The sequence below is a fragment of the Chitinophaga sp. 30R24 genome, assembly GCF_049056765.1.
In the GTDB taxonomy this organism is placed as follows: Bacteria; Bacteroidota; Bacteroidia; order Chitinophagales; family Chitinophagaceae; genus Chitinophaga.
In genome coordinates this window covers 75,363-97,045 of the sequence record NZ_JBJGXX010000012.1, presented here as the reverse complement: position 1 = coordinate 97,045, position 21,683 = coordinate 75,363, and the positions used below count along the sequence as shown (strand labels likewise).

Genomic DNA, 21,683 nt, shown 5'->3' with positions numbered 1-21,683 from the left:
ATTTTATTAAAATTCAAGTAAGGTAGCAATGATAAAATCTATATCCGACTTTATTACCACGATCGATCCCCGGTTCCGTTCCCTGAATCTGAAGCCCAAAGAGGGACTACTACACATTTTATTACGGGTACAACAGGAAAAGGCCGGCTTTTCATGAATGATGAAGCCCTTTATTGTTGGGGATTTACAAGGGAAAAGCATCCGGAAGACGGAAAGTTGATTGTGGCGTGATGCTGTATTTAAAAAGCACCCCACGCTGCCTGCCGTGTACTACTACGTTTTAATCGTATCATGGAGGAATTGAAATAGGCAAACAAAACTAACAACATCTCGCAAGTCCCTTAGTTTTAACCGTCTCATGGAAGAATTGAAATACAACGTCTCAAATAGAAGTTTCAATACCAAAATAAGGTTTAATTGCATCGTGGAGGAATTAAAATGAAGAAGAGACTTCGTAAACGTTGTGAAATGAATAGTTTTAGTTGTATCATGGAGGAATTGAAATTTTGTTTGCTGGTAAATGCCCACTACGCAGTCAAGCGTTTTAATTTGTATCATATAAGAATTGAAATAAGATTTCTTTGCATAAGGACGAAATAACAGCTCCTGTTTTAATCGTATCATATTCATATAGGAATAGGAATTAAAATTGTTATTATTATTTTGGTTCCAGGTAAATTTTTACCGTATATGAAATAGTAATAGCATTCCTGAGATAACAGATATCTCTGGAACTTTAATCCTATTTTAGAGGATTTGCAATAACTGAATACACACAGAAATCCTGGCAAGATTTATAATACTTAAAAGAATCACACATAGCTCCGGTATCGTGTTTAAATCTGCTTCCAAACATCACTGTTCCATCACGCCGCTATTGCTACTTCTTTATACTTCGATGGACTCGCACCGTGATATGTTTTAAACAACCTGGAGAAGTGCGAAATATTCTCGAAGCCGAGAGTATTGCAAATATCAGTGACAGACATCGCTGTGCCGATGATGAGTTCTTTGGCTTTTTCAAGTTTTTTCTCCCGTATCCATTGAGAGGGAGTTTGGTTGTAGATAGATTTGAAATCCCTTTTAAAACTGGATAGGCTTCTGCCTGCTTTGCGGGCCAGTTCTTGCAAAGAGAGTGGTGTAGTGATATTTTCTTCTACTACAGAGGAAATGTCTGATTGGAAAGGTGTTTTATATTGCAGTAATTGTTTCAGTATATGTTGATCTCCTTGGTTCAGGAGGTACATGAGTTCCATAAGTTTCAGCCGGATGAGGGCTTGTGGGGTAGAGGCTGGATCAAGGAAATGATGTTTCAATGATTCCAGGTAAGCACTAAGGTGTTTACAGGTCGGAGTAATAATAATAGGTTGTTCTTCCTCCTGTGTTGCTGGTGGTAATGCCAGGTCCCGGCTTATTTCATGCAGCAGGGAGTCCTTTATCCGGAAGCTGATGTACGCTACTGGCACTTCTGGGAAGTGGTAGGTAATGTTGATATTCTTTTTGAGTAATATCATTTGCTGGGTACCTACTGCGTATTGTTGGCTACCGTGTTGGATGGTACAGCTACCTTTTAGCACAAACAAAAGGAGATGGTCTTTCAGTAGCTCATAGCCGGCTGGAGCGTTATCATCAGTGAAATACTCCATCACGATGTCTCCGTTTAGTTGTAGCTGAGATAGCTGGCGAGTGGTGCTGTTTTTTGTTGTTGTGTTTTCCATCTTATAGTGTTGTATGGTGGCATCCCGTCTAATTCTATTTTGGTGCCACATTATAGTTTATTGATTTATAGTTGATTGGGGTAGATGGGGTGTTTTTTTTAACACGATATTTCGCTGATTGGCGATGGGGAATACGATATTTCGCTGTTTGTTTTCGTATCTTTAAATAAGATACTTTTTAGTATGGAAACCGGCAAAGAAAGTGAGATACTGTTGTCGCTGAGCCGTCGTTTGGCGGAAGTACATAATAGGGAAGGCTTTTTGCAGGTGGTCAAGCTATTAATGAAAAAGCTATTTTCCTTCAACGATCTGGCTATTTCTGTTATTGGTGAAGACAGGAAAACACGTACCAACTTTATACAGTATAGTGAGCCCAAAAGAAGGCAGCACGCTGCTTTTAAACATGCAGTCACCCATCATTATCCTCTTAATGATCTGGTTTATTCCACTATAAAACAATCAGATGATCCTGTTATATTTAAAGTCAGCGAGCTATTGAAGCAGGCAGATGCGCCCGGCTATGCGAGCTTTTATCAGGAAGCAGGCATTAAAGAACTGATCGGTATGGCATTGCGTAATGGCAATGATTTCATAGGAGGGTTATTTATCGCTACAGAACAGGCACAAGCTGTCCTGCATAACAATCTGGAATTATTTAAAGAAATCTCTTACCAGGTATCAATTGCAGTCGTTAATATCCTGTCAGAAGAAAAGGTAAAACGTCAGGAAGCGCAAAAAGACCTGTTGTTATCGCTGAGCAATGAGATCGTATCTGTACGCAATAAACAGGATCTGCTGAAAGTCATTAATGAGAAACTCAGAAAATTATTTGCTTTCCGTCATAGTGCCATTGGTATTATCAATGAAGAGCAACAGTCGGTAAACGCTTTCATCTGGTCGGATGCATCTAAGGTTATCCGTTATTCTGATATTGTTAGAACGCTTAAAACAGATGTGCCTGTGTCCAATGCTGTTTTCAGGGAAGCATTAAGCACTGATATACCTGTGGTGGTAGACCTGGATGATTGGGCAGTGCAAGAAAAGGATATACCACTTTTTGTAACGTTAAACCACAACATAGGAAACAAGGAAATGGTAGTGGCGCCTTTGCGGAATCAACAAAAGAATATAGGCGTGTTACTGATCTTTTCTGAAGAAAAACATTTTTTTACGGCAGAAATATTGAACCTGATCAGAGGAATCTGTTTCCAGATTACGATAGCTATGTTGAATGTGCTGGCCAACGAACAACTGGAGAGAAAAGAGAGGGAAACTGCCGGGTTGTTGAAGCTAAGTAATGCTATTGCTTCCATCAGAAATAAAAAAGATTTGTTGAATGTGATTTACAATGACTTGAAAAAAATTATCAGTTTTAATGATATTGTAATCACTGTTACTTGCCCGGATAATCTTCACCATAAGGCATTCCTGTACTATTCTCTGAGAGAACGGAGTGTGCAGCCGGAATATATTGCGGCCGCTGCTAAAGAGTCGCCTATTGAGGATGGTATCTATAATGTAACATTGGCATCACAATATCCTGTGGTTTGGGATATTGAAGAGGTGATGAAATGGGAAGTAATACCCTCCTATATTCAGTTCTGGCATAGCAATAATATTAAACGGATGGTGGGCGCCGTACTAAGAAATAATAGCGAAAGTATCGGTGGGCTGTATCTCTTTTCGGAAGATGAGTATTCCTTTAGTAAGGAACAGCTCGACCTGATAGCGGGTATTTCTTATCAGATTTCTATAGCGGTGGCTAATATCCTGGCAAACGAAGAAATTATTACAAGGGAAAAAGAAAAGACGTCGTTACTATCCCTAAGCAATGATATTGCAGCTATTCGCTCTAATAAAGACATTGTACAGTTTATCAACGCGGCATTTAAGCAGCTTTTCTCATTTACACATGGTTTGGTGATCTGTATCAGCGATGATAAACAATCAGCCAATGTGTTTGCTGAAATCCCCGATAGTAAGAATGGTATAGCAGTATCAGCGATACCGGTGATCCAGGATAAGGTGAACTTTACAGCCTTGCCGTCGCAAATCGTTAGGTTAACGGTGAAAGACCTGCCATCTTTGAAGGCGTATTATACGCCGGATACTAAGAACGTAATAATCTCACCATTATATAACGAACAGCAAACGATAGGCGCCATTATCCTGCTGGCTGATCAGGAAAGCTCTTTCGATGAAAATCTGTTGAAAGGAGTTGCTGCACAGCTTTCTATTGCCATGATCAACATTTTGGCAAATGAGAAAATAGAAAGTCAGCTGTCGGAAATTAACCGGTATAAGCAACAGTTGGAAGAAGAGAATACTTATTTGCAGGAAGAAATACAATACAATTACAACTATGGAGAGATCATCGGTGAAAGCGTGGAAATGCACCGGATATTCCGGTTGATTTCCCAGGTGTCTTTTTCAGACAGTACTGTATTGCTATTGGGAGAAACCGGTACAGGTAAGGAGTTGATAGCAAGAGCTATCCATAATAGTTCCCAACGGAAAGATAAACTGCTGGTAAAGGTAAACTGTGCGGCGCTACCTGCTAATCTGATTGAAAGTGAGTTGTTCGGTCATGAGAAAGGTAGCTTTACCGGAGCCATAGAGCGCCGGATCGGTAAGTTTGAGCTGGCAAATAATGGTACTTTGTTCCTGGACGAAATTGGAGAATTACCGCTGGAATTGCAGGGTAAATTGCTGAGAGCCATACAGGAAAAAGAGATTGAACGCATTGGGGGTAAAAATATCATTAAAATAGATATCAGAATCATTACGGCCACCAACAGAAACTTATTAAAAGAAGTACAGGCGGGCATCTTTAGAAGCGACCTTTATTACAGGTTAGCGGTATTTCCAGTGGTGGTGCCTCCCCTAAGAGACAGGCCGGAAGATATTCCTTTGCTCGTCAATCACTTCGTAGAACGTTTTAACCGTAAATTGGGAAAACAAATCAAGGGAGTGTCTGCCAAAGTAATGAAAATGCTTCAGGCTTATCATTGGCCGGGCAATGTGAGAGAGCTCGAGCACCAGTTAGAACGCAGTATGTTACTAGCCAATGGTACCATAATCAGTGAAATGAACCTCTCTGCAGGCGAACTATCGGAACAGTCTGTTGGAGAGGTGGAAGGTAGGATTAAAACGATCGATGAAAATGAAAGGGATTATATTATCGCCATATTAAGGAAAACAAAAGGGCAGATCGGTGGTGCTGGCGGAGCTGCGTCCTTATTGGGCGTACCACCTTCTACACTTAATTCCAAAATCAAAAAACTAGGCATCGTAAAAGAAGAAAACTACAAATATAAATAACAGGAAAACCACTCACCGGCATGTGGCCCCGGTAGTGGTTGTTACTCCTGTCTTGCTGGTTTGCGCACATATAGCAAACAGCAGCAAAGTTCCCCTCGTAGCTGATCGGTTGTGAATTATTTTAGCTACTTTTCTCACTAGCATGAGGTTGCCTCCGTCCTCACTCACATATACATATATACAAGAATCAGTTTAAAGAAAGTTGGCATCGGTTTTTTCTATGTTATGATAATGACTAGGTGATGTATATTAAGAGGGAAATTCCCCAATATCCAGCCACCATGGATAATGTTGTGAGCCTGAAAGTACTGCACGTGCCTGCTCAGGTGTTAATAGTTCTAATGGCGCTTCCTGGGATACATATAAGGAGCCGGGAAATGCACGGGTCCTTTTTTCAGAATATGGCTCATGAGTATCTCTTTGTACTACAGTGACTACAGGTAGTGCGGCAATTAAAGCCAGCATAGCTGAGTTGTTTTGAATATTGTCTTTCATACAAACAATTATTTTGATTAGTTGATTAGTTTTGATCTGATGTAAAGGTCTATCTTCTTTTCCTATTCTATTTTGCTGTAGCGTTCAACTTATTTGATCATTTAGGTCAATTTATTTTTTTAGAATGGCAGTGGTATCTGCAATAAGTGCCTGCATTAATTTAGTGGCGTTGGTGTGCCGGAGTATGCTGGAAATGGTGCCATACCAGAAGGTGAGCAGATCTGTTTTATGTTGGGCGATAGCAGCTTCCTTTAATGGCAGAAGAAAAAGTGATTGCAAGTAAAATGAACGGGTCGCTTCCTGGGCAAGTGGCGGCTGTTGCTGTATGTTTTGCATAGCGTCATCTGCAAACATGCGTTGTTTCTGAGTATTGGTAGCACCAGATTCTTCACATGCGAGGAAGGCTGTGCCTATTTGTACGCCGGCGGCGCCTAAAGTAAGTGCAGCAGCTATCCCTTTGCCATCTGCAATGCCTCCTGCGGCAATCACTGGCGTTTTTATGCGGTGGGTGAGTTGCTGTATTAAAACAAAAATCCCTGTAGCGTTATTTTCGGCCGGATGGAGGAAAGCCGGGCAATGCCAGCCTGCTTCTATCCCCGTAGCTATTACAAGATCAACGCTGGCTTCTTCCAATGCCACTGCTTCTTCCAGTGTAGTGGCTGTTCCGATCGTAATAATGTGTTGCTGCCGGCATTCCCTGATGATAGCTGCCGGCGGGATACCAAAAGCAAAACTGAATACCGGAGGCCGGGCTTGTAATACTGCTGTTGCTTGTGCTTCAAACTTTACAGGTGTCTGAGACGGGTAAGTAGGTATAGGGATACTTAATTCATCGAAATATGGTTGAAAGAATGCCTGTAACTGCGCAAACTTTGTTAATGATTGGGTAGATGCTTCTTCATCACCGTTGGATACCCACAAATTAATATTGTAAGGATGAGGCGTAAGGGTTCTGATTTTTTTGTTGAGGGCGATGATCTGCTCCGGACTACAGGTATGAGCGCCATAACTACCTAGTCCGCCTGCATTGGAAACGGCAGATAATAACTGGGTAGTGGATAGTCCATCACCTAAAGGACCTTGAATAATCGGATATTTAATGCCGGTGATGGAAGTTGCTTTTGTCTGATACCACATGATATGGATTTTTCCGGTTAAATAGCTATCATCGTTGCTACTGTAAAAGTAAGCCGGTAAATGAAGGGGCGCTTTGTAATAAAGTCCATCTTTTTTGACTTTTTAGTATATCAGGGCAGAGGCATGAAGGATGACGTATTTTTTTATGATGAGGCCGCCCTGTGAATGAGAACATTTTAAATAAAGGGGTACCTGGTTAATGCGGGTTCTTTTTTGAAGAAGGTAAGCCCTGGAAAAGATATACCCTGTTTTATTGGCGCTCCCTATCTTTTTTTATCTTATTTTTATCCTACCTTTCTAAATGGGGGTTATTTTGACGATATTAATCAACCAGAAAAATGTAAAGCGTATTGCATATTATTGAAAGATAATGCTGCATGTTATGTTCCGGTATAAAATAATAACTTGCAATCTGTTATCTGATAGATATGCCCTTTAGTGTTCCACTATGAATATTTGCTCACATAAAGCCCCGGTGATTGTATGGGCTGTGATACTTTTTTTTGCCACCAATATTTTGCCTGCCCGTTCACAAGGGTTGGTTTTTTCTTCCTTTGAGGAAGTGCAGGAGAAGAGGACATCACTTGTGCTGAATGGTAACAATCCCCTTTGCCTGGATGATGACTTTGGCATCTCCTTTAATTTCAATTTCTTTCCCGACCGCAATGTCTATTATGGATACCTGCTCCGGATGATCAACCATCATCAGCAGAATATTGACCTTATTTATAACCACAATACCAGAAGATTTAATATTATTCTGGGAGAAAATTTTGCCAACCTCGATTTTCAGATCGACACCAACCGGTTGTTCCACCAGTGGAATACCTGTACCCTGCAGTACAGCCGCCATACCCTAAGTCTCACGGTAAATGGGCAGCCCTGTGGCAGCCGGAAAATAGCACTGCAAGATCTATGTTTTCAGATACTTTTTGGCGCCTGCCAGTTGCACAATTTCAAAACCAGCGATGTGCCGCCTATGCAGCTGAAAGAGGTGGCTTTATACCAGCATAATAAACTGGCTGCTTTTTGGCCGCTTCATGAATCTGCCGGTAATGTGGCTACAGATTCAATACAGGGTAAAACAGCCAATGTAAATAATCCCATCTGGGGCACTCGCCTGCACCAGCAGTGGCAACTATTGCAGGTGCTCACGGTAAAAGGGAATGCCAGTTATACTTTTAATCCGGAAGAGGAAGAAGTGTTTATGGTGGGAGCAGACAGTACATACCGTTTTCTGCTGCGTGACAAGTCTCTCACAGCAGATGCCCTAAGCAAGCCAGTATACCTTTCTCCCGGCTTCCAGTCTATTTTTAATCCGGCAGATCATACGTTATATAGCATACATATAGATCAACAGGTATTGGCGGGGTATAGCCCTTCCAGCCGTCAATGGGATATTCCCTTTGATACGGCAGATATCACCCAATATTGGCAAACGAATAAATTTATTTCCAGGAATGAGAATGCATTATATATTTTGGGAGGCTATGGACAGCTAAAATATAAAAATCACATACAGCGGTGCACGTTTGCTGGCCGTAAATGGGAAGAAGTGGCTGTTCAGCAAAGTGATTACAAGCCCAGATACCTGGCTGCCATCGGGGCTACGCCCAGGGGGGATACAGCGTATATACTAGGAGGGTATGGCAGCGATACCGGCGAGCAAATGCTTAATCCCAAATATTTTTATGATTTGTTGCTGTTTGATGTAAAAAACAAGCGCATTACAAAGCTTTTTAGTTTGGCCGAACCCCAGGAACCTTTTGTATTTGCTTCTTCTATGGTGATCGATACAACGAATGACAGCTATTATGCCTTGATGTTTCCGAACGACCGGTATAAATCCAGGTTGCAGCTGATCAAAGGTTCCTTGCATAATCCCGCTTATCAATTGGCCGGAGATACCATTCCATACGCATTCCTCGACAACCGTTCTGTTGCCGATCTGTATTATTGCCCACGGAGTAATCAGTTATTGGCGATTACACAGTTAACCAACAGAGATAAATCGGCTGAGATAAAGATCTATTCCCTGGCTTTTCCACCCGGGCAACTGGTATTATCGGCCCCCGGCAACGCGGCAGGATTTCCGGTTAAATGGATGCTGATCCTGTTAGGTGTAACAGGAGGGGTGTCGTTAATCGTATTATATCTATATAAAGATAAAGTCAAAACAGTTCCGATAGCCGTGCCCGTTATTCCGGTTGCCACGCCAACGTCTGTACCCATTGTTCCGCCGGTAGCGCCTGTGGTATCATTAGCGCAGTCAGAAGAGGTACCCATAGAGGACTGGTTTATTGACCACGATAACAAAGCAGTCCTCTTATTATTTGGAGAGTTTCAGGTAATAGACAAAGACAAGAATGCCCTTACACATTTTTTTTCTCCGCTGATTCGGGAAATGTTCCTGCTGATCGTTATTCATACCGCCTGGTCCGGGAAAGGCATTTCCTCGGAAAAGCTTTATGAGATCCTCTGGCATGATAAGTCTGAAAGGGATGCCCGTAATAACCGCTCGGTGAACATGGTAAAATTAAAAGGCATCCTGGAGAAATTAGGCAGCGGAGTGATTATGCGGGAAGAAGGGAAGTGGAAGTTAGTGTATGATCCGGCATTGCTATGGATAGACTTGGCCGATTTCAGCAAGCTGGTAAAATCAGGTCCGCTCGATAACAGCCGTTTACAAGCCTTGTTAAAGATCGTGCAGGAAGGTCCTTTCCTGTTCCGGACAGAGTATTCCTGGCTGGAGGATATTAAATCTGAAATATCCTCAAAGGCGCTGGATGTATTGCTGCGGGAAATTAACCGGCTTCCGGTTACTACTGCCCCGGAAGTTTATATCGATATCGTAAATGCCATCTTTGTGTTCGATCCTATCCATGAGGAGGCGCTACGCATTAAATGTAAAACCCTGATCCAGTTAAATAGGCTTTCCCTGGCAAGATCTGTTTATGAAAAGTTTTGTAAGGATTATCGGCATATGTACGGAGAACCTTTTGTGCCCAGTTTCCAGGAAATTATCTCGTAAGGTATTTTTTAACTTTTTCTTAAAAAAAATTAGCGGTTGGCCCGGCATTAATGCGTTCGTTAATGCTTTTATTAGCGCGTAGCGCATTGATTTGCAATATAATTTATTTAACAGCTGTTTTTATCAGCGAAGCATTTACTTACTGGATTCCACGATCTGAAAGATGCCCTTCCTATAAGTATTATTTGCCTAGCTCCACGATCAGAAAAGTTCCACGATTTTTTAAACCATTAATTATCAATCAATTATGAGATTCTGCTTGCCAGTCCTACTCTTGCTCTGTTTTACGCAGGCAGTGGCTCAGCGAACCCTAGTGAAAGGGAGGGCCACAGACGAAAAAAATAATCCTTTACCTGGTGTGAGTATTATGGTAAAAGACACACGTAATGGTGTGGCTACCTCCGACGACGGTTCTTTTTCTATTTATGTGGCTGATCCGAAGAATACTGTTTTACGGGCTACCATGACTGGTTATGAAACCAAAGAAATAACGCTTAACGGGCGTACGTCTATTCAGATTTCATTAGTTACTTCTACCATTAACTTAAAGAATGTTGTTATTTCAGGGGCACTAGGTATTAATAAACGTTCCAAAGAGGTGGGCTATGCTACCCAGTCGGTAAATGCGAACAACCTGACAGAAGCCAGAGACCTGAATATTGTGAATGGTCTGGCTGGTAAAGTAGCCGGTTTACAGGTAACTACCACCGGTCAGCCGGGATCTTCCAGTCGCGTTATACTGCGTGGTGAAAACTCCATGACGCAAAACAACCAACCCTTATGGGTACTCGATGGAGTGCCCATCAACAACGACATGGGAGATGGAAGGGATAATCTTGACTTTGGTAATGGCGCTGCCGATCTGAACCCGGACGATATTGAGTCGATACAGGTACTGCAAGGCCCCAACGCTGCTGCGTTATATGGTTCCAGGGCTGCTAATGGCGCCATCCTCGTTACTACCAAGAAAGGTAAAATGGAAGATGGTAATCTTGGTATTTCCATTAATCAAAATACCCAGGTGAATTCTATCGCTGAATTTCCTGCTTACCAGAACGTATATGGAGAAGGGGGCAATGGATTCCTGGTAGGCAGTGGTAATAATATTACGCCTGGTACAGGCGCTGTTCGTGAAGGCTTAAACAGCTCCAGTTGGGGCATGCCCATGCTGGGGCAACCCTACAACGATTTTAGCGGTAAACCACTGCCGGATGGGTATTCTCCGCAACCCGGCAATATTACCTCCTTCTACAAACCCAGTGTTACCAATGTTTCCAGTGTGGCTATCAGTAAAGCAGATGCATTGTCTGCATTCAGATTGTCGTATACCTTTACTAACAGTGATGATGTACTGAAGAATCAGAACCTGATCAAAAAGCATAATATTTCATTTAATGCCAGCCGCAAATTAGGGAACGTGTTCAATGTAGAAGCCAGGATACAGTATACGAGCCAGGCTACTAAAAACCGTACCTACCGTAACCTGGACGCTAATAGTCCTATGGCGGCTTATGTGTATCTGCCCCGTAGTATAGATGTGGGTACAATGGCTCCCTGGACCGATGCAAATGGCAATTCTGTGACCTTCGGTTCTGTTGGTAGTACCGAGAATCCTTTCTGGATGCTGTATGAAAACAAAAATGAGGACGACCGTAACAGGATATTGGCCGGTATTACTACTTCTGCCCGGATCAGCAATCACCTCACCTTGAGGATGCAGGCATCTTCCGATATCACGATGGTGAGTTACTACCAATACAAGGAATTGGGTGGTCTGAAAACGCCTAACGGTTCTTACTCCAACTCTTTCCAGAATAACCAGTCCTGGGATTACCAAGGCATGTTTATGTATAATAATAAGTTCCATGACTTTACCCTGAGTGCCAATGCAGGAGCGGAATATATCATGAACAACAACCTTACCAGGGGAGCGACTATTCTTTCCTTGCTGGTGCATAATATGCCCAGTATCCAGAATAGTAATGCATTCCCTTCCGCCTCGGAATCTCATGTTCAATCTAATGTGCAATCGATTTTAGGCAACGCTACAATCGGTTTCAGAGACTTCCTGTTCCTGGATATTACAGGCCGTAACGACTGGTCTTCTACCTTGCCGATTGCCAATAGCTCTTTTTTCTATCCTTCGGTGAGTGGTAGTTTTATCTTTTCCAACTTCATTCCCCAAAACCACCTGCTAACCTATGGAAAACTGAGGGCTTCCCTGGCGCAGGTAGGTAACGCAGCGCCACCACAGTCTTTGATTACTACCTACGCTTATGGTGGTTTATTCCTGGGATACCCTTACCTGAACTATGGCGCCAATAACCAGTTGAATAATGCCTTGCTGAAACCGGAAAAAACACTTTCCAGGGAAGCTGGCTTGGAACTGGGGCTCTTTGATAGCCGTGTGCAATTAACAGCTAATGTTTATCAATCCAATACTACCAACCAGATCATCAAAGCACAGATACCTGTGGAAACGGGTTTCTCTACCCGCGTAGTGAATGCTGGTGAGATGAGGAACAGGGGAGTAGAGGTATCTGTAAATGCGGTAGCGCTGGAAACCAAGAAGCTGAGATGGAATGTGTTGGCCAATTGGTCTATGAATAAGAACAGGGTATTGTCGTTGTCAAATGGTGTGAATAAGCTGACGCTGGGCACCAACCTGGGCGCTACGGTAAGCGCCGTAGTAGGCCAGCCTTATGGTATGCTCACCGGCAACGCGCCTTATCAAACACATGATACTTTGATTGTGAACCCTTCCAACGGCAGAACCATCGCAGACCCTAACGTAGTATTAGGTAATTTCCATCCGGATTGGATCGGATCTTTGGGATCTTCTTTCAAATATGGTCCGTTCGATCTTTCCTTCCTCTTTACCGTGAAATGGGGTGGGGTACTTTATTCTGCTTCTTATGGCCGGGCCAACTTCCAGGGTAGCACTGTTTATAGTTTGTATGGCCGCGATGAATGGTTATTAAGCAACGTGATCCTCGGAGAAAATGATCAGGAAAGATCCGGAGTAGGCCAGGCTGTCAGCACAGGCAATACTGTTTACCAGGATCTGGACAGGCCTAAAGGAGCCCGCTATCCCAATGCCTATTTCCCGCTGGTGGATAAAAATGGAAACTATATCCTGGATAAGAATGGCAGAATGCAGCCAGGTCAAAAAAGTAATATTTGGATGAACCCTACTACTTGGGAGTCTGATATGACGTTGAACAATACCCCGGCCATTACTTTTAATGCCAGCAACATCAAGCTAAGTGAGTTAATATTCGGCTATACTTTACCGGAAACGATCCTAAAACGTACGCCTGTCAAATCTACCCGTTTGGCCTTTGTAGGAAGGAACCTGTGGACCATCTTCAAACATACCCCGCATGGTATTGACCCCGAATCAGCTAATACTACCGGTAATGCGCAAGGTATCGAAGCCGGCGGTTCTTTTCCCTATTCTATTTATGGATTTGATTTGAAATTAACTTTTTAATTGAGCAACATGAAAGCAATATATATTTTTTCTTTTTTGCTGATCCTGTGTTGGGGGTGCAAGCGTGATTTTACCAGTCTTAATACAGACCCAACGCAGTTTACAAAAGCTACGCCAGAGGCCAGCATTCTGGCGGCGGTGAAGAACCTGAACACGCAGATGGCTAATTATAACATCAGTAAATACTGGGATCTGAGCCATCTCCTGTGCCAGCAGGCCAACAGGTACGATGTAACGGATGCCGGACTATGGCAAACATTTTACCAGGGGGTATTGGGTAACCTTAACCAGGTATTGCTGAACTACAGCAATGATTCTTCCTTCAGCAACCGGGTGCAGATTGCAAGGATACTTCATGCATATACCTATTTCATCCTGGCAAGTAATTTTGGTCCGGCTCCGCTGAAACAGGCGAACAATACACAGTATCTGTCTTCCGTGATGTTTGATAATGAAGATACCCTTTATACTTATGCCTTAACTACGCTCAAAGACGCAGCGTCTAAAATATCCCTTACCGGGGATAAGCTGACCTACGATCCGGTATATAACGGTAATCTGCAAAACTGGGTGAAATTTGCCAATACGCTACGCCTGAAGATCGCGCTTCAATGCCAGCGAAATCTGCCAGACCTGGCCAGGCAGCAGATTCAGGATGTAATGGCTAATGAAACAGCTACGATCAACAGCGAGGCGGAAACAGCTAAAATGAACTACGAAAATATAGCAGGTAACGAAAATCCTTATTACGCCAAGTTCATTAAAACCAATAGCTACTATCCTTACACGCCTACCGCCACCGGACAGGCGCCTAAACTGAGTGAGTTTTTACTGACCTTTTTCAGATCTTATAATGATCCCAGATTACAGGCCTACTATGATACTGTACCAATGGCCAATCGTTTGCTGCTGCCAGACACCCTGGCCAGTAGTATGGATGACTCCCTCAGAATAGTGTTAGTGCCTATTCCTTATCTGGGACAGCCTAAAGCACCTACCAAACTGATTGGTTGGACGGCCTTGGCCGGCGCGGCGGATATAGTGGGTTCTTCCAACATCAACAGCTATTCCAATGCTAATCCGGTCATTTACCAGGTAAACAGGCCTTTTATTATGCTGTCTTATGCAGAAGCATTATTCCTTAAAGCAGAAGCCGCAGAATTAGGTCTTGGCGGTGCTATGGGGGCCGCACAATATTATAATGCCGGCATAGATGCCAACTTCGCTTACTGGGGTATTAGCAGTACGGTAAGAGATGCCTACAAAGCAACTGATGGTATTAAGTGGGGAACTGCCGGCATTGGTTTTTATAACTATCTCCATCTGGTAAAAACAGATATTCCACTAACTAATATTAATAAGATCTGGATACAGCGCTGGCTGAATTATTTTCCTGATGGCGGTTTCGATTGCTGGTGCCTGGAACGCAGAACCAGGGTATTTAACCTGCCTCCGCATACCAATCCGGGTGGTAACTCTTCTTACTCTGCCAACCCTACCTATTCAGATGTGCCGGGAAGGACTTCTTATCCGACTACGGTAGTAAACCTGAACCCTGCCGGCTACCAGAGCGCATTAAAAGAATTGGGTACCAGTCGCGTAGACGATTATGATATCTATCAGCAACTGCATTTCGCAATGCCTTATACCGTGCCCGACTGGAATTCAATGCCAGCTATGTATGATTACCAATTCCTGATGAAATGGTATGGCAACACATTCGAAGATTACGTGAAAGCTGCCGCTACACAAGGGTTTAAAGTAATGATCTCTTCTACTTATCATAAGTAAAAAAGGAAAAAATGAAACGTTTTAATATATTATTTACTACAGCAGCTGTGGTGTTGTTATTTGCCTGTAAGAAAGATATGTCCGGGCCATCTGTAGATGATAACATCCTGAATTATAAAATAGAAGAAATCCCGGTTACACAGGATTATACTGTGGGCGCCTTTTACTATAACTATGGTGGCTGGAACGCTAATGTGAAAGAGGTGCCTGTGCTGGGAAAATACGCCATGCCCAGCGGAGTGCTCACACCCAACCTGATGGCGCAACATATTGATCAGGGAGTAAAAGCGGGCCTGGATTATTTCATTTTCTCTTACCGTTCTCCCAACAAAGATTTCAACAACTTTAAGTCGGATTCCACACTCATCGCAAACTTCATCAATAGCGATGCTAACGGCAAGATGAAGTTTGCACTCCAGTATAATTTTAATACAGGTACTTACGGCTCACTCAGCGCCACTAACCCGATCGAAAAAGATTCGGTGAGAATGGAGCAGTTTTACCAGGACTTTATGCGTGTTGTACCTTTCCTCAAGGATGAACATTGTATGCAGGTAGGCGGTAAACCACTATTGTATATCCAAAATGCACAAACCCTTTTCTCCGATAACAACAAAAAGATTTACGATACTTTAAGAAGCCGTTTAAGTGCGCAGGGCCTGCAGGTATACATAGTAGGTATGCAAGACCGTTGGACGCCGCCAGCCCGCTATCAGATCCGCTTCCAGGGTTGTGTAGATGCTATTTACCACCAGTCTTACAGTTCTTTTATCAGCAACTGGGACAGGTGGTATTTGCTTCCCCAAACTATAGACCAGGCTTGGATCTATTCTAAAGATTACTTTGATAAGAACTATGGTATAGATTATATACCCAATATTTCCCCGGCCTATAATCCTTTGATAGGTAGCCCTACCAGCACTAACCCAGTGTACCCGCGTTCCGATAGTGGCGCTATTTTCAGGCAGCTGTGTAACGTAGCCAAGAAAAATGCGAGCAGTAAAATCCGGTTGATCCTAATAGATTCGTGGAATAGCTGGTCGGATGATACCCAGTTGGAACCAGCACAGAGCTATGGAGAGCTATATACCAATATTGTGAAGCAGGAGTTCAAGAAATAAATAATATTTAGTGGAAGCCCGGTGATTTTTCTGATCACTATTATCTCGGGGGGCTGGTTTACAGCCCCCCTTTCTTTTTTATGTTAAAGAATGAAAATATACCTGTTATGATGATAAAAAGAAGCAGGCAGTATGTTGTTATCCCCATTGTTCTGCTGCTTTTAACAGGCAAGGGATATGCACAGCAGCGTGAATGGAAAGAATCGTTTGAGGAAAGCCCCACTCAGTTAGTAACTGCAGGAGCGGGCACCTGCACCCTGGAAAATGGCGTACTGCAAACAGAAAATGCTTATGCTGCTTTTGGGGACACGTCTTGGAGCAATTATTCCTTCAGCTTTCGCGCCAGTTCGCCGGATACAGCCAGGGAGGTACAGATATGGGCCGGTTTCCGGGCCTTTAACCGGAACGACCGGTATATAGTAGCTTTGCGGGGAGGCAGGCAGAATAATCTGTATCTGAGCCGGTTGGGATATATGGGCACAGATGAGTTTCTGGCTTTGCGTACGCTCGATTTTCACCCTGTACCTGGCGCCTGGTACAGTCTGCGGGTAGACGTATGCGGTAACCGTATCCGTGTATTCCTGAACAATGAACTGCTGCCCCGCATTGATGTGGTGGATGTGAATAGCCAGCTTGCGCCGGCCGGAAAAATTACACTTGGCGGCGGTTGGGTTAAAACCTGGTACGACGATCTGTTAGTAAAGCCTTTGCCGGCAGATGCCCTGAAAGGCGTGCCTAAAAAGGAATATACAGTCCTTCCCACGGAAATAGAAAAAGAACATCTCCGGAAAAAACAACGCGCTGCCTATCAGCCAATACAGGTGGCAGATATCAGCCAGCCTCGTACCATTGTATCTTTGGATGGCAATTGGTTATTTATGCCTGTATACGAATTGCCCGGGCAAGAGCAAGCCGTTTCTCCCAGGGAAAGCGATCAGCAATGGCATACCATGCAGGTGCCTGATTTCTGGAATCCCATCCGTATCTGGTTGCATGGCGAAACATTCAACGGGCATCCTAAAGGCGCTTCTGATGCGTACTTCCAACAAGAAACGGCTAGGTGCCAAGGGTATACTTTTGATTATAAAAAAACAAGCGCCGCCTGGTATCGCCAATGGATAGCACTACCTGCAGGCATAGAACAGAAAGAAACCACCCTGCACTTTGACGCCGTATCTAAAATTGCAGAAGTATATATCAATGGCAAGCTGGCGGGTAAGCATATCGGCATGTTCGGCGACTTTACCGTAAATGGTAAAGGCCTGTTTAAAGCAGGTAAAAACCTGGTGACGGTAAAGGTGGTAAGGGATTACATCACTGATATACAGGATGCAGGTAAGGTAGTAGACGTGGCTGTTAGTGTGGAAGTCACCAACAAAATGTTGAAAGACCTCGCCCATGGTTTTTATAATGATGATCCTGCAGGCATCTGGCAGCCAGTATCGCTGGTGATCACCTCACCACTGGCCATCAAAGATGTATTCATTAAGCCTGGTTTAACCGGTGCCGCTTTTGAAGTAACGGTGAAGAATAACGCTGCTGCCGATCAGGTATTTACCATTAATACGAGTATCAAAGGGAAAGAAGAGACGCTCTATAGTGGAGAAAACTTACCCGGTACTACCATCAAAGCCGGTGAAGAAAAAGTATTGCACTATGAGGTAAATCACCTGAAGCCCTTGCTCTGGTCGCCACAAACGCCTCACCTCTATGATTTCACTTTTTCGCTAGAAAGTGATGGACATACAACCGACCGTACTACCATTACGTCTGGTTTCCGGACCTTTGAATCAAGAGATGGGTTTTTCTATCTCAATGGTCGCCGTTACTGGCTCAGAGGAGGTAACCACACGCCGTTTGCCCTGGCGCCTAACGATAAGCAACTGGCCAACACTTTCTACGACCTGATGAAGGCAGGTAATATGGAAGTAACGCGTACGCATACTTCACCCTATACCGAATGCTGGATAGATGCCGCCGATAAAAAGGGAATCGGCATCAGCTATGAAGGTACCTGGCCCTGGCTCATGATCAATGGCTCTATGCCCGATGAAAAGCTGATCAGCATGTGGGCCGATGAGTACCTGGCCCTGCTGAGAAAGTATCGTAATCATCCCTCTATATTATTCTGGACAGTTAATAATGAGATGAAATTCTATGATAACGATCCCGATTTTGAACGGGCTAAGCTCAAAATGAAGATCATTTCAGAGGTGGTAAAAAGCATGCGTAAAACAGATGGTACCCGTCCTATTTGCTTCGACTCCAACTACAAACGGAATGAGAAAAAATTTGGTAAAGACTTTTTCAAAGATATTGATGATGGCGATATTGATGATATACATGCATATATTAACTGGTACGACTACTCGATCTTTAAGCAGTTCAATGGTGAATTCCAGCAACGCAACTATCATCCGGGCCGCCCGCTGATCAGCCAGGAGATGTCTTCTGGTTATTCCAACAACGAAACTGGTCATCCGGTAAGGTTTTATACACAAGTACATCAAACAGCGCAGGAGCTGGTAGGCGATTATGCTTATGAATTCAGTGATCCTGCTTATTTCATGGAATCGCAGGCATTTATTACCGGAGAACAGGCAGAAGCCTATCGGCGTACCAACGACCAGGCATCGGGGATGCTGCATTTTGCGTTGTTAAGCTGGTTCAAAAATGTATACGACAGTAAAGCGATTTCACCTTATCCCACTTATTATGCGCTTAAAAGGGCATTACAACCAGTATTGGTGAGCGCCGAGCTGTGGGGAAGGCACTTTTATGCAGGCGCCAGGGTGCCCGTACGTATTTGCGTTGTAAACGATCGGCCTGAAGGTACATCTTTGCAGCCAACCGCGCTTACCTGGCAACTACTAGCCAGCAACGGAAAAGAAATAGCTTCAGGCAAACAAAGCATAGCTGCAGTGCCTTATTACGGCCGGAAATGGGTAGTCCCTGAAATCATCATTCCTGCTACTTTGCCGGCTAACCGTGTTACGGGTAAACTGGTCCTCAGATTAGAGGAGAACCAGCAGCAGGTATCTGCCAACGAGTATAAAATTATACTGGCTGATAAACGGTATACGGCTATTCCACCTGTATCTATAGTGTTGCTGGATGCGGCGCATACGATGCAGTCGGCATTTGATAGCTTGCACTATAAATATGATTCCGTCGCTTCTGTAACAGAAGCCCTGAGTAAGAAAGCTGCTGTATATGTATTTGCAGGGTTGCAGGCTGGTAAAAACGTTACGTTGGAAGAACTTGAGCAGCTACGCACTTTCATTCACTCTGGGGCTAAGGTATTGTTGTTGGGAGCCGCCGGGGTGGCGCCACAGCTGTTCCCCGGCCAGATAACAGATACATTGCGTTTCCAGGAAGGAGACATTGCGAATATGGATATCCCGGAATCAGCGGTGTTTCAGGATATTGCTCCGTTGGACCTGCGTTATTTTAATAATAACCAACGGGAATTACCTGCTGTGTGTAATACTGCTTTGTCGGTACAAAGAGACGGCAATCTGGAAGTATTGGCTAAGCACATTAACGTACACGGCTATATTAACGGCGGTATGAAAGAACGCGCTGCCTACATGGCTAAAATTCAGGGCGCTACCCTGGTAAAGATAAGTGGTCAGGGCACCGCCTATCTCTCCACCATGTTATTGGACAAAGCGGTTACTGATCCTATTGCCGGTAGGTTGCTCAGTAACTTGATCACGGCATTATCTAAATAAGGGGGTATCAAAAGCAAAGCGCCTAAACTAACACCGGGTACTGAAAAATAGGGTGCATCAAACATCGTCAATGATATGGCTTGTGCACCAAATAAGTCGTGCAGCACATTTTTGTGCTCCGGGGAAAGACTGGCGCAATGGTGCTTTCAGGTATGACGTAGAAATGAAGTGGCGGTGTTGCTGGGGTATCGGGTACTTACGGCTATATTTAGTTTGTTGTAGCCCAGGCACATGAATGAACCTATTTCTTCATTTTCAACCTAACATGCATGAATTCCACTGTTTCTTTTCGTACTACCGTAGCAGTAGCACTATTATTAATCAGCGGCAGTTTTACTGCCTGTAAAAAAAATTTGTCGGCCACCCTTTCTCCCGCCGGAGAAACCGGTAATGCCGCAGATGCCGTAGTAGGCATTAATTCCATCAATAGTACCTGGTCGGTTAATTGGGATGGTTATGCTACTGGTACTACCTATACTTCTGGCAATGCCGCGGCCGATTTTGGAAATGTAACCGGTTGGAATAATTCCAGGGCTTATATTTCTAATGGTAATCTGCGTATTCAACTGGACCCCAATGCGCTTTCTGCTGCGGGTGGTGTAGTGGCCAACATCGATGTATCTGATGGAACAGCCTATGAAATGGATTACGATATTCGTTTTCATAGCCAATTCGACTGGAGCCGTGGTGGTAAAGTCGGTTTTGGCTTCTCTGTTGGGGATGGCAATACTGGCGGCGACCCTGGCTGGGACGGTAATGGTGGTTCCCTACGGCTGATGTGGTACCAAAACGACGCCGGAAGGGTATATTTTCAACCGTATTTGTATTATAAAGATCAGCCAGGCGACTATGGAGATGATTTTGGACTTTCTTATCCTGCCAGTGGCAGCATACAAAAAGGTACTACCTATCACGTACATTTATATATTAAAAGTAATACTGGTAGCAATACCGACGGGCATGTACAAATCGTGATTAACGGCACGGTATTACTCGACCGTAATATCCGCTGGACTACTAACGACAGAAAGCGCCAGATCAGAGAAGTTACCTTTCACACTTTCCGTGGCGGTAGCCAATCTTATTGGGAATCATCTTCTGTAGGCTATATCTACTACGATAACCTTAGCGTACATAAGATCAATTAATATCTTGTTGCATTCACCTGCCGGGGCAACAAAAATCGAGGCTGTATCCATGATACAGCCTCGATGTATTCGGGCATTCCAGGTATTTATAAAAGTGGGATAGGCTTAAAAGAGTAATAAAATAATATATATTACACACTTAATATGTATTTGATCACTAATTAGTGCTAATTTAATATTATACTGAAGCCGGAGCTTGGCATTTTACCTGCTCCGGCTGTATATTTGAGGTCCGCGTTAGTTTAGCTGATAAATTATAAAGATGGACCTTATTGAATTTAAACAAACATTGCAGGGAGTGCACCCGCCTGCAGCGTTATCAGTATATCTGGAGTCTTTGTGGTATGATGCCAGGGGAAACTGGCAAAAAGCGCATGACCTGGTAGATCAGTTACCAGGTACAGCCGCTGCCAGGGTACATGCTTACCTGCACAGGGTTGAAGGAGATGAATGGAATGCTGGTTACTGGTACCGGAAAGCTGGCATTACCAGGCCGGATTATTCGCAGGAAGAGGAATGGGAACTATTGGTCAATCAATTTTTAAAAAGCTAACTGTTTAACGGCTAGTTATTGACGGCTTTGCGTGTATACTTTGTCATTGATTATTAGGGCATAAAAAGTATTAATTTGTTTATTATTTGTATATTCCACGTGGCGTTAGATCGATAAATATTTAGATAGTTTGTTATTTTA

Annotated in this window: 12 protein-coding genes; 9 read left to right on the top strand and 3 right to left on the bottom strand. The window is 43.6% G+C overall.

Translation table 11 applies throughout. The annotated features are described in order from the left end of the window. The first annotated feature begins 28 nt into the window (after positions 1-28). Positions 29-157, top strand: coding sequence for a hypothetical protein (locus ACDQ55_RS18810; RefSeq protein ID WP_420983045.1), 129 nt, complete (start codon positions 29-31; stop codon positions 155-157). Between the two features lie 709 nt (positions 158-866). Here ACDQ55_RS18810 and ACDQ55_RS18805 read toward each other — a convergent pair. Next, complete coding sequence (locus ACDQ55_RS18805) at positions 867-1,718, bottom strand: helix-turn-helix domain-containing protein (RefSeq protein ID WP_420983044.1); 852 nt, start codon at positions 1,716-1,718, stop codon at positions 867-869. A 183-nt stretch (positions 1,719-1,901) separates the two neighbouring features. On the opposite strand from ACDQ55_RS18805, the gene ACDQ55_RS18800 reads away from it, so the two are divergent. Then, a complete protein-coding gene (locus tag ACDQ55_RS18800) occupies positions 1,902-5,039 on the top strand; it encodes a sigma-54-dependent Fis family transcriptional regulator (protein WP_420983042.1) in 3,138 nt (1,045 codons plus the stop codon). Positions 5,040-5,288: 249 nt separating this feature from the next. On the opposite strand, the gene ACDQ55_RS18795 is transcribed toward ACDQ55_RS18800, so the two are convergent. Beyond that, complete coding sequence (locus ACDQ55_RS18795) at positions 5,289-5,534, bottom strand: hypothetical protein (protein WP_420983041.1); 246 nt, start codon at positions 5,532-5,534, stop codon at positions 5,289-5,291. 111 nt (positions 5,535-5,645) lie between these two features. Then, positions 5,646-6,671 carry a nitronate monooxygenase gene (locus tag ACDQ55_RS18790; RefSeq protein WP_420983040.1) on the bottom strand — a complete coding sequence of 342 codons (1,026 nt, stop codon included), beginning with the start codon at positions 6,669-6,671 and terminating at the stop codon, positions 5,646-5,648. Between the two features lie 448 nt (positions 6,672-7,119). Between ACDQ55_RS18790 and ACDQ55_RS18785 the strand changes: the two genes are divergently transcribed. The 7 genes from ACDQ55_RS18785 to ACDQ55_RS18755 all read left to right on the top strand — a co-directional run bounded on the left by ACDQ55_RS18785 (position 7,120) and on the right by ACDQ55_RS18755 (position 21,542). Next, complete coding sequence (locus tag ACDQ55_RS18785) at positions 7,120-9,702, top strand: kelch repeat-containing protein (protein ID WP_420983039.1); 2,583 nt, start codon at positions 7,120-7,122, stop codon at positions 9,700-9,702. A 247-nt stretch (positions 9,703-9,949) separates the two neighbouring features. Further along, positions 9,950-13,195, top strand: a complete 3,246-nt coding sequence (locus tag ACDQ55_RS18780; protein WP_420983038.1) for a SusC/RagA family TonB-linked outer membrane protein — start codon at positions 9,950-9,952, stop codon at positions 13,193-13,195. A gap of 9 nt (positions 13,196-13,204) precedes the next feature. Beyond that, positions 13,205-14,986, top strand: a complete 1,782-nt coding sequence (locus ACDQ55_RS18775; protein ID WP_420983037.1) for a SusD/RagB family nutrient-binding outer membrane lipoprotein — start codon at positions 13,205-13,207, stop codon at positions 14,984-14,986. 11 nt (positions 14,987-14,997) lie between these two features. Next, entirely contained in the window at positions 14,998-16,107 is a 1,110-nt protein-coding gene (locus tag ACDQ55_RS18770) for a glycoside hydrolase family 99-like domain-containing protein (RefSeq protein ID WP_420983036.1), read from the top strand. A gap of 107 nt (positions 16,108-16,214) precedes the next feature. After that, positions 16,215-19,841, top strand: coding sequence for a glycoside hydrolase family 2 protein (locus tag ACDQ55_RS18765; protein ID WP_420983035.1), 3,627 nt, complete (start codon positions 16,215-16,217; stop codon positions 19,839-19,841). A gap of 269 nt (positions 19,842-20,110) precedes the next feature. Further along, entirely contained in the window at positions 20,111-20,989 is an 879-nt protein-coding gene (locus ACDQ55_RS18760) for a polysaccharide lyase (protein WP_420983034.1), read from the top strand. Positions 20,990-21,251: 262 nt separating this feature from the next. Continuing rightward, positions 21,252-21,542, top strand: coding sequence for a hypothetical protein (locus ACDQ55_RS18755; RefSeq protein WP_420983033.1), 291 nt, complete (start codon positions 21,252-21,254; stop codon positions 21,540-21,542). Positions 21,543-21,683: the final 141 nt, after the last annotated feature.

Coding starts and splice junctions, on each gene's coding strand:
- ACDQ55_RS18775 (WP_420983037.1), top strand. CDS start 13,205: ATGAAAGCAATATATATTTTTTCTTTTTTGCTGATCCTGTGTTGGGGG.
- ACDQ55_RS18800 (WP_420983042.1), top strand. CDS start 1,902: ATGGAAACCGGCAAAGAAAGTGAGATACTGTTGTCGCTGAGCCGTCGT.
- ACDQ55_RS18780 (WP_420983038.1), top strand. CDS start 9,950: ATGAGATTCTGCTTGCCAGTCCTACTCTTGCTCTGTTTTACGCAGGCA.
- ACDQ55_RS18810 (WP_420983045.1), top strand. CDS start 29: ATGATAAAATCTATATCCGACTTTATTACCACGATCGATCCCCGGTTC.
- ACDQ55_RS18765 (WP_420983035.1), top strand. CDS start 16,215: ATGATGATAAAAAGAAGCAGGCAGTATGTTGTTATCCCCATTGTTCTG.
- ACDQ55_RS18755 (WP_420983033.1), top strand. CDS start 21,252: ATGGACCTTATTGAATTTAAACAAACATTGCAGGGAGTGCACCCGCCT.
- ACDQ55_RS18805 (WP_420983044.1), bottom strand. CDS start 1,718: ATGGAAAACACAACAACAAAAAACAGCACCACTCGCCAGCTATCTCAG.
- ACDQ55_RS18770 (WP_420983036.1), top strand. CDS start 14,998: ATGAAACGTTTTAATATATTATTTACTACAGCAGCTGTGGTGTTGTTA.
- ACDQ55_RS18785 (WP_420983039.1), top strand. CDS start 7,120: ATGAATATTTGCTCACATAAAGCCCCGGTGATTGTATGGGCTGTGATA.
- ACDQ55_RS18760 (WP_420983034.1), top strand. CDS start 20,111: ATGAATTCCACTGTTTCTTTTCGTACTACCGTAGCAGTAGCACTATTA.
- ACDQ55_RS18795 (WP_420983041.1), bottom strand. CDS start 5,534: ATGAAAGACAATATTCAAAACAACTCAGCTATGCTGGCTTTAATTGCC.
- ACDQ55_RS18790 (WP_420983040.1), bottom strand. CDS start 6,671: ATGTGGTATCAGACAAAAGCAACTTCCATCACCGGCATTAAATATCCG.